Genomic DNA, 13,938 nt, shown 5'->3' with positions numbered 1-13,938 from the left:
TTCTTATTTAGAAATTAAAAATTACATAATCACAAAACTTGATCTACGGTTTTTTCGATATTCTTCTTCAGAACAGTCTTTACCATCTTTACATTTGTTTACCGGTTTAGCTTCTCCAAAACCAATATAAGATAGAATTCTATTTTCAGAAATATCTTTACTAATAAGATACTTATAAATAGACTCGGCTCTTTTTTGAGATAGTGTAAGATTGTAATCTGTATCTCCACGACTATCTGAGTGAGTTTCTATTTTTATAACCATTTCTGGGTATTCGTTGTTCATTAACGATACGACCTTATCTAATTCTACAATAGCTCTTTCTGTGATATCCCATTTGTCAAACTCAAAATATATTTCATTTAACTTAATAAGGTCATTAATAGTTTTATCTAAAGAAATTGAAGAATCTAAATTAGATTCAGGATCTGTACTGATATCAACAATATCCTCATTGTTAATTCCGGTATTGCCCGTGTTTTCAGATTTATCTGAAGTGCTTAACTCTACTATATTTTTATCTAACTCTTTAGAGCGAGTTGCGAAATCCGTATTAAAATTAGGACAATTTAAACCACTCATATCAACAGCTAGTTTAAGTTGATAATAATCAGGAAGATTACATTTGTTTATATGATTGTATCCTTTACTGAATTTTTTAGTTTCATTAAGGGAACCATTAAACTCAGCAATCACAGGTTGATCTACAATAGTAATTTCGCCAGTTTCATTTAGTAAATCACAACTGGTATTTACTTTAATAGAATAACGAATTTCAAAAGGTTCGCTATCAATTTTCACCATTTTATTAGGTACAGAGAAGCTTACAGTTCTTGTTGATTCATCATAAGATACTTTTATTTTCTTAGAAGGAAGTACAACTGATTCTTTGAAAAATAAAACGTTTTCTGGCAAAATATCTTTTATAACTGTGTTTTTAGCATCGTCATTACCATCATTATTTATAGTTAAACTATAAACAATATCTTGATCCGGTGCTACAATATCATTTGGAAAAACAAAACTATTATCTGTGTAACGAGATCTTTTTATGATCTGAATAGCCGGTTCATATATCTCTACACTAAATGCTACAGCCATCACAGAATAACCGTCATTATCTGTTAATAATCTAAAGCTAGACTTCGTTTGGTTGTTACCTATAATACTATTTCTTGGATTTTTTATATCAAATAAATCAGCATCATACCCAAGTGTGTTTTGACTTGCCGGAACCCTAGAAGTAATATTTTTCCCGTTTTCAGTAATGTTCGCATTAAAGAAATTGTTCATTGGGTTGGTGTTATCTGTAATACCTTTGTACTTATTAGTCTCATTAGACATTACCTGAAAACGATCACCTCGTATTCCTTTATCTCCTTCATAAGAAATAACACCAATTTTTCCGTGAACAGCGCCTTCAGGAATTGTTTGGAAATTATCAAAAGAGAATTCTACCGGTTTTGCTTTGGAATCGATATTAACAAAACCATCATATATATAAAAACGTTTTCTAGGCTTGGAGTTATCTTCATAAATAACAACCATTGTCCATCCGCCTGCTAGACCATTTCCAAGAGTAGCATCATCATTAACTTCTGAAGTGGTGACCGGAATATTTGCAACCGTATAGGTACCCGTAGGGTTTTCCAAATTCATTACTTCTTTAGTAATGTCTTTGTAGCAAGAATATTGCTTAAACAAAGATTTAGAATCATTATAATAGTCATGTATTATTTGAGCATCCTTAATAGTTGAATAAGAATTATTACCAGGATATTTGATTTTGATAGAAGAAATGTCGTGTTCTCTATTCTCATCCGCATAAGAGGCCGTCCAATAAAGTCCAACATGTTTAATAGCAGCACATCCCGAAGTGATATCAAGATCAGCGCTACTAGAATTAAAAGTAGAAGGGTCATTATCAATATCTATGAATCCCATTCTAAATTGATTATTTAATCCTCCATTGTTATAACTCTTATTAGGATCGAATTGATCTGTACCATCATCATTGCTTACTTTACCAAGAATAGTATTAGAGACGAATTTAAAGTCACCTTTGATGGTAAACTCCGTTCTTTTTTCAAGAGGAACTTCTACCTGAGCTTGTAAATTAAATGAAAAACATAGTAGAATCAGCATTATGCTAACATACGTTTTTCTATAATTTATTATTTGATTACTTATTTTTTCCACTTTTCCTTTTTTATTCCCTATTATATATAACTTAAATCTTGTCACTAAATTGCGTTTAATTAATCAGGGTAAACGTCTTCATTTTAAGGGGAAACCGTAGGTAAATTTAAATTTTAACATTTGATTATGTAAGTAAAATCTGTTCTTTTCGATATAAAATACGCTTTTATCGATTAAGTGTAGGGTATTACCCGTCTCATTTTCACATATTTATGTTTTAGTTTGTAAATAATTCCCGTTTCCTTATGGTTTTAGATTCATATTCATGAAAATTATACTTATGGATAGTTTTTTTTTAGAATATTCTTTTTTATCATTTTATTTATAGAATTGTAAATGCTTATTCTTAAACTTGCGTATATAATTTTATTTTACTTAAACTTTTTCTGAAGTATGAAAACTTTATATATTATTAGGCATGCTAAATCCTCTTGGGAGTTTGATTTAGATGATCATAAACGACCTTTAAATAACCGAGGCTTGAAGGATGCTGATTTGATCGGAAAAGAGTTAAAAAACCTTATAAACTCTATTGATAAGGTTATAAGTAGTGATGCGGAGAGAGCCAAAAGTACCGCTAGGATTATATTAAATAATCTAGAGGTTCATGATGCTATATTTAGTTTAGAGTCAAAGCTTTATGATTTTAATGGACATCAGGTGATAGAAGTTATTAAAAATTGTGATGATAAGGTACATGCTCTTATGATTTTTGGTCATAACCACGCATTTACTTCTATAGCAAATCTTTACGGTAGTGAAATGATAGATAATCTACCAACAGCAGGTGTTATAGGTATTCAGTTTGATATTGATAGTTGGAAAGATATAGGTGTAGGAAAAAACATACTGACTCTTTTTCCTAAAGATTTGCGATAAATGGTAGAAAATCAGGTAAATAAATATATAAATCGAGAATTAAGTTGGTTACAATTTAACGCTAGAGTGTTACAAGAGGCGTCTGATGATAGTGTTCCGTTATTAGAAAGGCTAAGATTTATAGGTATATTTTCTAATAATTTAGATGAATTTTTTAAAGTACGTTATGCGGCAATAAAAAGAATTGATCTTGCAGGCAGGGATGGTAAAAATGTCCTTAAAGGTAAAACTGCAAGCGAGTTATTAGAACAAATTACCAAAATAGTTATTAAGCAACAAGCGGAAAGTTTAAAAACGATTAATACTATTGGAGAAAGACTAAAAGAACATAATATTTTTATTATTAATGAAAATCAAGTAACTCCAGAACAAGATAGTTTTATTCGTAGGTATTTTGTAGATAAGGTAAGCCCCGCCTTGGTAACCTATATTTTGAATGATCTAGATAAGTTTCCACACCTTAAAGACAGTGTAGCTTATCTGGCGGTAAAATTAGTGTTAAAAGATAAAGTACCTAAAGAGGGTACGATATCTAAGATTTTACACCAGAAAACAAAGGAAAAAATCTATGCACTAATTGAAATTCCTAAGAATACCGATCGTTTTGTTGTATTACCAGAAAAAGATGGTAAAAAATACATAATAATTTTAGATGATCTAATAAGGTATTGTATGCAGATCAACTTTAGTATTTTTGATTATGTAAGTGCTTCTGCACATATGATCAAGATTACTAGGGATGCACAGCTTGATTTTGACAATGATTTTAGTAAAAGTTTTATAGAAAAAATTTCTAGTAGTGTAAAATCGAGAAGAGATGGAGAACCTGTGCGATTTGTATACGATAAGACTATAGATAAGGATACACTTAATTTCTTAATGGAAAAAATGGGTGTTGATAATGCCGATAGTATTATTCCTGGTGGTAGATACCATAATCGAAGAGATTATATGAATTTTCCAGATTTAGGTAAAAAGGAATTAGTATATCAGTCATTGATTCCGTTAACAATTCCTGGATTAAGTTTACAAGGAAGTCTTCTGGATAAAATAGCTAAAAAGGATTACCTGCAATATACTCCGTATCATACATTTTCTTATACCGTTAAATTCTTAAGAGAATCAGCAATTGATCCAAAAGTAAAGACAATTAAGATTACGATATATCGATTGGCTAGTATTTCTCATATTGCTAGTTCTTTGATAAATGCAGCAAAGAATGGAAAAAAGGTTACTGTGCAGATAGAGCTTCAGGCTAGATTTGATGAACAAGCAAATATTAGTTATGCGGAACAAATGCAGAGAGAAGGAGTAAACTTAATTTTTGGTGTTCCAGGTTTAAAAGTTCATTGTAAAGCTTGTGTTATTGAGCGAGAAGAAAAAGGTAAATTAAAAAGATATGGATTTATTAGTACAGGAAATTTTAATGAATCTACGGCCAAAATATATACTGATTATACCTTGTTTACTACCAATGAAGCTATTTTGAAGGAGACAAATAAGGTGTTTAAATTTTTTGAAATTAATTATAAAGTAAGTAGATATAAGCATTTATTTGTATCACCTCACTATACCAGAAGCTCATTGACTAAATTAATTGATTCTGAAATAGAGAATAGTAAAAAAGGAAAACCTGCTGGAATTAAACTAAAATTAAATAGTTTAAGCGATTATAGTATGATCGATAAACTTTATGAAGCAAGTAGAGCAGGTGTAAAGATTGATTTAATAATTCGAGGTATATGCTGCTTGATTCCAGGAATTCCAGGGATGAGTGAAAATATTAGAGCGATCAGTGTGGTAGATAAGTTTTTAGAACACCCAAGGCTTTTAATATTCGAAAACGGAGGAGACCCTAAGGTTTTTATATCCTCTGCCGATTGGATGAGAAGAAACTTAGATAGACGTGTGGAAATTACCTGCCCTATTTATGATGATGATATTAAAGATGAATTGATAGATACATTCGAAATATGTTGGAGTGATAATGTCAAAGGCCGAAAACTTTCAGAAAATCAGGATAATGGGTATATTCGAAACGACAATGCGAAGGTAAGATCTCAAATTGCTACGTATGATTATTATTTAAGAAAACTAGGAAATTAAATATTTTGTTGACTATAGAAAAATATGGGGCTATTGATATAGGTTCTAATGCTGTTAGATTACTAATTAGTAGTGTACATGAAGAAGAAGGAAAAACTACCCGGTTTAAGAAAACCAGTCTGGTTCGAGTTCCTATAAGATTGGGAGCCGATGTATTTTTGACGAATAAAATTTCTGATGAAAATATTAAAAGGATGATTGACACAATGCAAGCATATCAACTTTTAATGAATACTCATAAGGTAGTTAGATACAAAGCTTGTGCTACATCTGCCATGCGCGAAGCTGAAAATGGCAAGGAAGTAGTAGATCTAATTAAAAAGAAAACAGGAATTCAGATTGATATTATCGATGGAACTAATGAAGCTGCTATTATTGCAATGACGGATCTTCATGATTTAATTAATACTGATGCAACTTATTTATATGTAGATGTAGGAGGTGGTAGTACTGAGTTTACGCTTTATCATAACGGAAATACAATAGCTTCTAGATCTTTTAAATTAGGTACAGTAAGATTGCTTAACAATGTTGTTTCCGAAAATACTTGGAAAGAAGTAGAAAAATGGATAACAGATACTACTAATGGATATTCCAGATTATCCTTAATCGGTTCTGGTGGAAATATTAATAATATCTTTAAGAATAGTGGAAAGAGTAATGGGAAACCGTTATCGTTTTTATATTTAAGTTCTTATTATGATCTTTTAAACTCTTTAACCTATGAAGAACGAATATGGGAGTTAAACTTAAATCAAGATAGAGCAGATGTTATACTACCAGCTACTAAGGTATATTTATCAGCTATGAAATGGAGTGGGGCTAAGGATATTTTTGTTCCTAAAATTGGTTTGTCAGATGGGATTATAAAATCTTTGTACAGTGAAAAACTAGAAAATCGATTAAAGACATAAAAAATCAACTTATCGACTTTTTGTCGATTTATCATTGGAATATTTGGCTTAAACTATCTACATAGTCTTTAAAATTACTTTTTTTGTGTTAAATTGCTTTAGGAACCAAATTGATTATAAATACTTATGTTATGAATAAAATTTTACTTTTACTTTTTGCCTTATTTATAGGTGCTGTTACTATCAACGCTCAGGAATCAAGATACGGAATTAGAATAGGAGCAAATTTAAGTTCTATTAGTTCTGATGATATCACCGGGGATTTAGATGAGAGTAGAATAGGTGTTGTAGTTGGTTTTTTAGCGGACTATAGATTAACAGATAAATTAAGATTACAACCAGAATTTCAATATTCTGGACAAGGAAATAAAGATAGAGACTTACGAGTTAATTATCTTCAATTACCTGTAATGTTAAAATACAATATTACTGATCTTTTTAATGTTCAATTAGGACCACAAGCCGGACTTAAGATATGGGAATGGGAAGATAATCAATCTAGTGATACTGATTTTGGTACGTTTGATTTTGCCGGAGTAATTGGAGTTGGAGCGAATATCACAGATAACTTTTTTGTAGATCTTCGTTATGCTTTTGGATTATCTAATGTTTTTGATGATGGAGCGGGTATAAACATAGATGGAACAAACCGAAATATTCAATTATCTGTTGGTTATAGATTGTAATTACTTTACTTTAAAATCCTTTCTGGTAGTCAAAAAAACCTTTTTTCAAAATAATTTTTTGCTGATTAGATTCAATTAGTAGATCTTTTTTAAGTTTATTAATTATTTTATTTATAGTAACTCTTGTTACCCTAATGTAATTAGAAATTTCTTCTTGATTGAGGGGTATATCAATGATGATATTTTGATTGTTATCCGATATTGATTCAAACTTTTCCATGAATTCTAGAAGAACATTGATTAAACGTTGTTCAGCACTATTATTTGTTAAAGTTCGTATTCTTCTTTCTAATTGGAAATATTGATTCCCTAGTGCAATCAGTATATCTTTATATTTGAAATGATTTTCTTTTATATGATTCCTCACCTGCTGAATGTCAAATTCATATAATATAGTTTCTTCGTTAAGCGATTCACAAAAGTAATTTGTGTACGAATTATCTATAATCGGGTTCGACCCAAAAACTTGCCCTTTGCTTAGTACGAATAGTATTATTTCATCTCCTTTTTCTGTTAGACTACTAACTTTTACAACTCCATTTTTAATGATGTAGAATTTGTTACATATATATTCTTGATTAGTTATAATTTCTTTTTGATCATAGCAGTTCCGCTTATATTGATCGGCTTTTATAAGGCCATCTAATAAATTAATATACATTCTCTTTTTTGATTTTTTACAGTAAATCTTTATGAAATGTTAAAATAATATCGATTTAACGTTTAAAATCACATTTGATTATCATTATTACATATTTTTTTTATGGTATTCATGCCATTTATTATCGCTCATAACTATAATAAAGTAAAGTTTGTGTTAGAATATTTATAACTAAAAAATTGAAGCTGCTATAATTTCGAATCTTATAAATATTAATTTTTAACTCTTAAACTCAAACCAGTTATGAAAACAGTTAGTCTAAAACCAACTTGGACGTTTTTTATCGGAATTTTTGTCTTAATCTTATCATCATCATTTTTGGCAGCTACAAAACCAACTCAAGCTGAAATTAAATACAAAGATTCTGTCGTTAGTTATTTCGGAATTGAAAATGTTACGGAAAAAGACCTTTTAAAAGAAGCAAAACTTATTGATAAAGCGGATCGTCGTTTCGAATCTAAATGGAGGAATAAAGATCCAAAAGGAATTTCAGAAGAATACACGAGCAAAGGTGCGGTTTTTATGAAACCAGGAGTCAAACCTAGAATAGGAAGAATCCAAATTGAAAAAGAATTTTCTCTAAGTGTAAAATCGGTAGATAGAGTTGAATTTTTTCAGGATGAATTACAGTTTTTCGGAAAAATGGATGTGGCCTTTCAAAGATGTCATATGCTTGGTTATTTAGATTCACAAAAAGAGCACGTTTTCGAAGGGTCATATGTGATTCTATGGAAAAAAGAAAATGGCCATTGGCTTATAGAGTATGATATGTTTAATTCAGATCAATAGAATTCCAAACCTTCCTTAAAACACTCTTAAAACTCAATACTTAATAAGAATATAGTGCTCAATGGAGTAATATATCTTACTGTAGTTAAACATGTGTATCACGTTTACTACTGATAATTACTAAAAAAATGAAAAACAATAATAAAGAAATAATATCTGCTGTAGACAAATATGGAACACCAGCATATTTTTATGACGGAGAACAATTGATTACCAATTATCAAAATTTAGTTAATGCATTACCTTCTTGTGTGGATGTATTTTATGCTCTTAAAGTAAATCCAAATGTTTCTTTGGTAAAATTGCTACGAGAACAAGGAGCCTGTACAGAGGTATGTTCTATCACAGAAATGGAAATCGCTCTTAAAGCTGGAACATCTGTTCATAATATCATTTATTTAGGTCCTTGTAAAAAAGATGAAGAGCTTAAAAAAGCCATCGCATTAGACATATTTGCTATAGTAATAGAATCTGAAGTAGAATTGGAAAGAGTCTCTTCTTTTGCTGGAGAATTGGGAGTTACAGCTAATGTTGCGATTCGCATTAATCCAGACTTTTCTGCAGAAGGATCTCCTTGGAAAATGGGAGGTAGGCCTACTCATTTTGGGATTGAAGAACAACAAGCGATTCGTAATTTTAAAACTTATTTGCATACACCGAATGTAAATATTAGAGGTATTCATGTATATAATGGTACAAATATTTTAGAAGCTAAATCAGTATATGAAAACACTAAGTATATTTTAGAATTATACGAAAAGATTGTTGAAAAATACAATTGCGAATTCACTATGGTTGATGTAGGGGGAGGAATGGGAATTCCATATTTTAATAATCAAGAAGAACTAGACCTTAAGGAATTTCGAAACTTAATGGTTCCATTATTCAATAGCTTTCACAAAAGGTTCCCTAACACTAGAATCATTATGGAATCTGGAAGATTTATAATTGGTACCGCAGGCTCTATGGCTGTTAAAGTAAATAATATGAAATTTAATCATGGAAAAACTTTTGTTGTAACGGATGGAGGTACTAATTGCCATTCTGCAGCAGCGGGCTCAGGAAGAGTGGTAAAAAGAAATTTTCCAATGAAAAATATATCTAATCCTGATGATAGTTTTGTAGATAAGTATCAGGTTTCAGGACCGTTATGCAGTCCAGATGATATTATTGGACGCAATATTATGCTTACTAAAGTAAATGTATCTGATATTTTATTAGTTGAGTTGTCAGGAGCTTATGGTCCAACATCTTCTCCTGGACTTTTTCATAGTCATGGGTTCCCTTCTGAGGTATTATTATATCGAGGAGAAACCTACCTTATTAGAGGTAGTGATACAACAGAAGATATTGTAAATAAGCAAATACTAGTAAATTTTAAACAAGAAGAACCAATCTTAAGTTAATTGATATAATAATGGATACTGATAAAATTTTAGATATAATAAAAGACGGTTTACTAGATAGTATTCCGAATATTACTAAAGAAGAGATCTTAATAGAATCTCATCTTAAAAATGATTTAGGAATTGATTCGCTTTCATCTATGTTTTTTCTAACATATTTAGAAGATAATATTAATGGTTTCGAGGTAAACCCTGATAATATAGAAGCCAAACACTTCAATACGTTACAAACAATTTTCGAGTATGTACTTACCGAAATGAGCATAGATGTTTCGGTTTTATAACGTATAAAACTTCCATTTTAATTATTGTAGAGGAATTCTAGATTTCTTTACCGCAAGTACTTATTGATACTCTAATCATTTTAGAAGTATCAATAAGCTACTTGTTAATTCAACTTATAAATATTTTATAATGATACCAAAAATTCAAAATTTCTTGGAAGAATCTGCACACCTATATCCTAACGAAATAGCTGTAGTATTCGGAGAAAAAAGATTTTCATTTTCTAACATAAATAGACAATCCGATTCACTTGCTTCGTATTTTCAAAATATCGGTGTTAAAAGAGGAGATCGTGTTGTACTTCAATTAGGAAATGCTATAGAGACTGTCATCTCTTTCTGGGCAGTTCTAAAAATTGGAGCTATTGTAATTCCTGTAGGAACTGAGCTAAAATCTAATAAAATTGAATATATACTTAATGATTCTGGTGCTATAGTTTTAATCACCAAAGAAGATATAGCAGTTCAGAATATAGAACTATTAGATAACTCAAAGCTTAAAAAGATTATTATTCCTAATAAATCATTAGATCTAGAAGAAACCTTATTTGTTGATTTTGGACGTGTATCTAATAAAACGGAAAAAGAACTTGTTTCTTCGAGAACAATTAGTGTTGATTTAGCTGCTATTATATATACCTCTGGTTCTACCGGTGAACCAAAAGGAGTGATGTTAACTCATCAAAATATGATTGCCGCTACGAATTCATTAAATAGTTATTTGAGGTATAGTAAGGAAGATAAAATTTTATGTGCTTTACCCTTATCATTTGATTATGGTTTATATCAAATGATTATGAGTATTTCTGTTGGAGCAACATTAGTATTAGAAAAAGAATCCACTTGGCCCATATTTCTATTAAAAAGAATAGAAAAGGAGAAAGCAACAATAATACCTGCAGTACCAACGATGATCATGCTATTATTTGAGCAAAATAAGAAACATCGTTTTGATTTAAGAAGTGTACGTTCCGTAACAAATACTGGAGCTGCCCTAACGAGTAGTAATATTCAGATGATCAAAAATATATTTCCAAAGGCTCAAATATTTTCAATGTATGGCCTAACAGAATGTAAGAGATGCACGTACTTGCCTCCAGAAGATATTGACAATAAACCGGATAGTGTAGGGATAGCTATTCCAAATACTGAACTATGGTTAGTGGATTCTGATGATAACAAAATATCTACTCCAAATACAATAGGTCAATTAGTAATACGCGGTGCAACTGTAATGCAGGGATATTGGAATAAACCAATTAAAACATTAGAAAAACTTAAACCAGGTAGATATCCAAGTGAAAAAGTATTGTATACCGGTGATTACTGTACTATTGACGATGATGGATATCTCTATTTTATAGGTAGAATGGATCATATGATTAATTCTAGAGGTATAAAAGTTAGTCCCAAAGAAGTCGAAGATTATATAGGAAATATTAAAGAAGTCAACGCTGTTGTAGTAACAGGTGTTCCTCACGCTGATTACGGAGAAGCGTTATTTGCGTTCATTGTACTTAACTCAAATGAATCAATTACAGAAAAAGAGATTTTATCGCATTGCTCATCTAATTTAGAAAATTATAAAGTACCAGAGTATATTCAGATTATCGAATCAATTCCAAAAACTCCGAATGGAAAATTTAATGTAATTGTATTAAAACAAAGAGCATTAAAAATTATAGAAGAAGCTAATAATACGATATCTATTTAATTATGGAATTAGTATTGGATATAGAAGGTTTTAAGATTAGTGCTAAAACCTGGGGAGATAAGACAGGTCAACCACTGCTTGCTATTCATGGTTGGTTGGATAATGCAAATACATTCGACAAGATAGCACCATTACTTTCTGAGGATATTTATTTAGTCGCTCTTGATTTAGCTGGTCACGGTTTTTCTGATCATCGATCGGTTAATGATTCCTATTATTTGTGGGACTATGCGATTGATATATTGAATGTAGTAAGCATATTAAAATGGAAGAACTTTTCGATTCTTGCACATTCCATGGGCACGGGAGTGGCAGCTATTATTGCGGCTGCAATGCCCGAATTTATGGATAGATTAGTTTTTATAGATGGTTTAGGTGCTCCTTTTGTAATTAATGAGGGGGATGTTGTATCTAATTTTAGAAAATCCACAAAACAACTGAAAATGGCTAAGAAGACCAAGTTGTTTGGTTTTTCTTCAACAAATTCTTCTCAATTTGATACTAGGGAAGAAGCTATTAAGGATAGAATGAAGAGTAACATCAGTAGTATGTCGTATGATGCATCCGCTTGCTTGATAGGGAGATCTTTGTCTCAAACATCTAATGGATATCGATGGCGGTATGATCCGCGTATTGCCTTACCAGAATGTTATAAGATGACAGAAAGACAAGCGCAACTTTTTATTGAAAAAATATCTTGTGAGGTACTTGTTATTTTAGGAAAAGAGGGCCTTTTCTCAAATGGAATGTTTAGCGAAAGGCTTAAGAGGTTTAAAAAAGCTAGTGTTCATTGGGTTACAGGTGGTCATCATCTGCACCTCGAAGAAACACATATAGAAACCTCAACATTAATAAATCAATTTTTACAAACAGAATTTTAATTATGAAAAAGAATATATTAACGATTATAGCATGCTTATTAATGATGTATGCCTCTAGTGCTCAGGAAAAAAAAGAACAGAATAAAACTACATTTGCAACCAAAATCATTCATAATAGTGTTGCAGGTTTTTATCCTATTTTCTTTGGTAACTTTGAAACGAATAGAAATTTTGATATTACCTTTTATACTATTTTTTGGACAAATCCATCTTTTGGAAACTTGCCATCCGGAAGTGATCTATTGTTAGAAACGTCTGTTGGATTAGGATTTAAGTTATTAGATAAATCTTTATATATTAATCCATCTTTTGGTTTCACTAGTGGTAAGTTTTCATCTAATAGCACAGGAACTAAAATAGGAGAAGGAATTGTTCCGAGTGTTTATGTAAATTATCAAAAGGGTTTGATTGATTTTGAAGGATATATATCTTACTATAAATCAATACGAGAAGATGATGGTATCTTGACCAAAGATTATCTTTTAAATTGGATGGCTCCGGGAATAAGTGTTAGTAAGCGTGTAGTTTTAGGAGTTTTTTATGAATCCTTTGGAGTAACGAGACAAGAAGAAGGAGATCCTTTATTAGTATATCAGTGGTTAGGAGGGTCAATTAAACTAAAATTTGATAAAGGAATTGCTTTTAGAATATCGGCAGGAGCAACCTTAAATACGGATGCAGGAACCTCTGATGAGTTTTATAAAGTTTCTGCATTTATACCATTATAAATCATACAGTAATTTGCGTAAAGCGAGTGTAAAAAACAAGTTATACTCGCTTTATACTATCCGTGAATTGATTCTTTTTTACTTAGAGATTTCATGATATCTGCTTCGAAATCCAATAAATCCTGCCATTTTTGATCAACTTCTTTGCGATCTCCATACTGACGGGCAAAGTTTAGAAACATAGTATAATGATTAGCTTCACTAACCATTAAATCTCTGTAAAACTTAGCTAATTCTTGATCTTCTAATTCTTCTGATAAAAGTTTAAAACGTTCACAACTTCTGGCCTCAATCAAGGCTGCATATAATAGTCGATGTACTAATTGCGTAGTTCTACTACCACCTTTTGGAAAAAAAGTAACTAATTGAATGACATAATCATCTTTTCTATCTCGACCTAATGTCCATCCACGGGCAATGATTTTATCGTGTACCATTTTAAAATGACTGATTTCCTCTTTAACTAGTTTAGTCATCTCCTGTACCAATTCTGTATATTCGGGGAAACTAACAATTAATGATATGGCAGTTGATGTTGCCTTTTGTTCACAATAGGCATGATCCGTAAGGATTTCTTCAATGTTTTTTTCTACAATATTTACCCATCGCGGATCAGTTGGGAGTTTTAAACCTAGCATCATCTTGTTTCAATTATAATAAGCAAAATTACTATTTTGATTTTTCTAATGCT

13 protein-coding genes are annotated in these 13,938 nt (G+C 30.8%); 10 read left to right on the top strand and 3 right to left on the bottom strand.

Annotation, left to right across the window (positions count from 1 at the left end; translation table 11 throughout):
- Positions 1-21: 21 nt before the first annotated feature.
- Positions 22-2,199, bottom strand: coding sequence for an OmpA family protein (locus D1815_RS06645; RefSeq protein ID WP_158594460.1), 2,178 nt, complete (start codon positions 2,197-2,199; stop codon positions 22-24).
- A 393-nt stretch (positions 2,200-2,592) separates the two neighbouring features.
- Between D1815_RS06645 and D1815_RS06640 the strand changes: the two genes are divergently transcribed.
- From D1815_RS06640 to D1815_RS06625, 4 genes are all read left to right on the top strand, one after another.
- A complete protein-coding gene (locus D1815_RS06640) occupies positions 2,593-3,078 on the top strand; it encodes a histidine phosphatase family protein (RefSeq protein ID WP_118386405.1) in 486 nt (161 codons plus the stop codon).
- Complete coding sequence (gene ppk1 / locus D1815_RS06635; protein WP_118386404.1) at positions 3,079-5,184, top strand: polyphosphate kinase 1; 2,106 nt, start codon at positions 3,079-3,081, stop codon at positions 5,182-5,184.
- Positions 5,185-5,189: 5 nt separating this feature from the next.
- On the top strand, positions 5,190-6,098 hold the full coding sequence (locus D1815_RS06630; RefSeq protein ID WP_108804462.1) for a Ppx/GppA phosphatase family protein: 909 nt from the start codon (positions 5,190-5,192) through the stop codon (positions 6,096-6,098).
- Positions 6,099-6,229: 131 nt separating this feature from the next.
- Positions 6,230-6,784 carry a porin family protein gene (locus D1815_RS06625; protein WP_118386403.1) on the top strand — a complete coding sequence of 185 codons (555 nt, stop codon included), beginning with the start codon at positions 6,230-6,232 and terminating at the stop codon, positions 6,782-6,784.
- Between the two features lie 10 nt (positions 6,785-6,794).
- Here the strand turns inward: D1815_RS06625 and D1815_RS06620 are convergent, their stop codons facing one another.
- Positions 6,795-7,445, bottom strand: a complete 651-nt coding sequence (locus D1815_RS06620; RefSeq protein ID WP_027391208.1) for a Crp/Fnr family transcriptional regulator — start codon at positions 7,443-7,445, stop codon at positions 6,795-6,797.
- Positions 7,446-7,688: 243 nt separating this feature from the next.
- Here D1815_RS06620 and D1815_RS06615 point away from each other — a divergent pair, with 243 nt between their 5' ends.
- From D1815_RS06615 to D1815_RS06590, 6 genes are all read left to right on the top strand, one after another.
- Entirely contained in the window at positions 7,689-8,234 is a 546-nt protein-coding gene (locus D1815_RS06615) for a DUF4440 domain-containing protein (protein ID WP_118386402.1), read from the top strand.
- A gap of 128 nt (positions 8,235-8,362) precedes the next feature.
- Positions 8,363-9,640: an alanine racemase gene (locus tag D1815_RS06610; RefSeq protein WP_118386401.1), complete on the top strand. Its 1,278-nt coding sequence runs from the start codon at positions 8,363-8,365 to the stop codon at positions 9,638-9,640.
- An 11-nt stretch (positions 9,641-9,651) separates the two neighbouring features.
- Entirely contained in the window at positions 9,652-9,924 is a 273-nt protein-coding gene (locus D1815_RS06605) for a phosphopantetheine-binding protein (RefSeq protein WP_118386400.1), read from the top strand.
- A 130-nt stretch (positions 9,925-10,054) separates the two neighbouring features.
- Complete coding sequence (locus D1815_RS06600) at positions 10,055-11,638, top strand: class I adenylate-forming enzyme family protein (RefSeq protein ID WP_118386399.1); 1,584 nt, start codon at positions 10,055-10,057, stop codon at positions 11,636-11,638.
- 2 nt (positions 11,639-11,640) lie between these two features.
- Positions 11,641-12,519, top strand: coding sequence for an alpha/beta fold hydrolase (locus D1815_RS06595; RefSeq protein WP_118386398.1), 879 nt, complete (start codon positions 11,641-11,643; stop codon positions 12,517-12,519).
- A gap of 2 nt (positions 12,520-12,521) precedes the next feature.
- Entirely contained in the window at positions 12,522-13,247 is a 726-nt protein-coding gene (locus tag D1815_RS06590; RefSeq protein ID WP_120650267.1) for a DUF6733 family protein, read from the top strand.
- A 56-nt stretch (positions 13,248-13,303) separates the two neighbouring features.
- Here the strand turns inward: D1815_RS06590 and D1815_RS06585 are convergent, their stop codons facing one another.
- Positions 13,304-13,885, bottom strand: coding sequence for a tRNA-(ms[2]io[6]A)-hydroxylase (locus tag D1815_RS06585; RefSeq protein WP_027391215.1), 582 nt, complete (start codon positions 13,883-13,885; stop codon positions 13,304-13,306).
- Positions 13,886-13,938: the final 53 nt, after the last annotated feature.

This window comes from Aquimarina sp. AD1 (assembly GCF_003443695.1).
GTDB lineage: Bacteria > Bacteroidota > Bacteroidia > Flavobacteriales > Flavobacteriaceae > Aquimarina > Aquimarina latercula.
The sequence above is the reverse complement of the archived record's forward strand: the minus strand, read 5'-3'. Positions and strand labels throughout refer to the sequence as shown.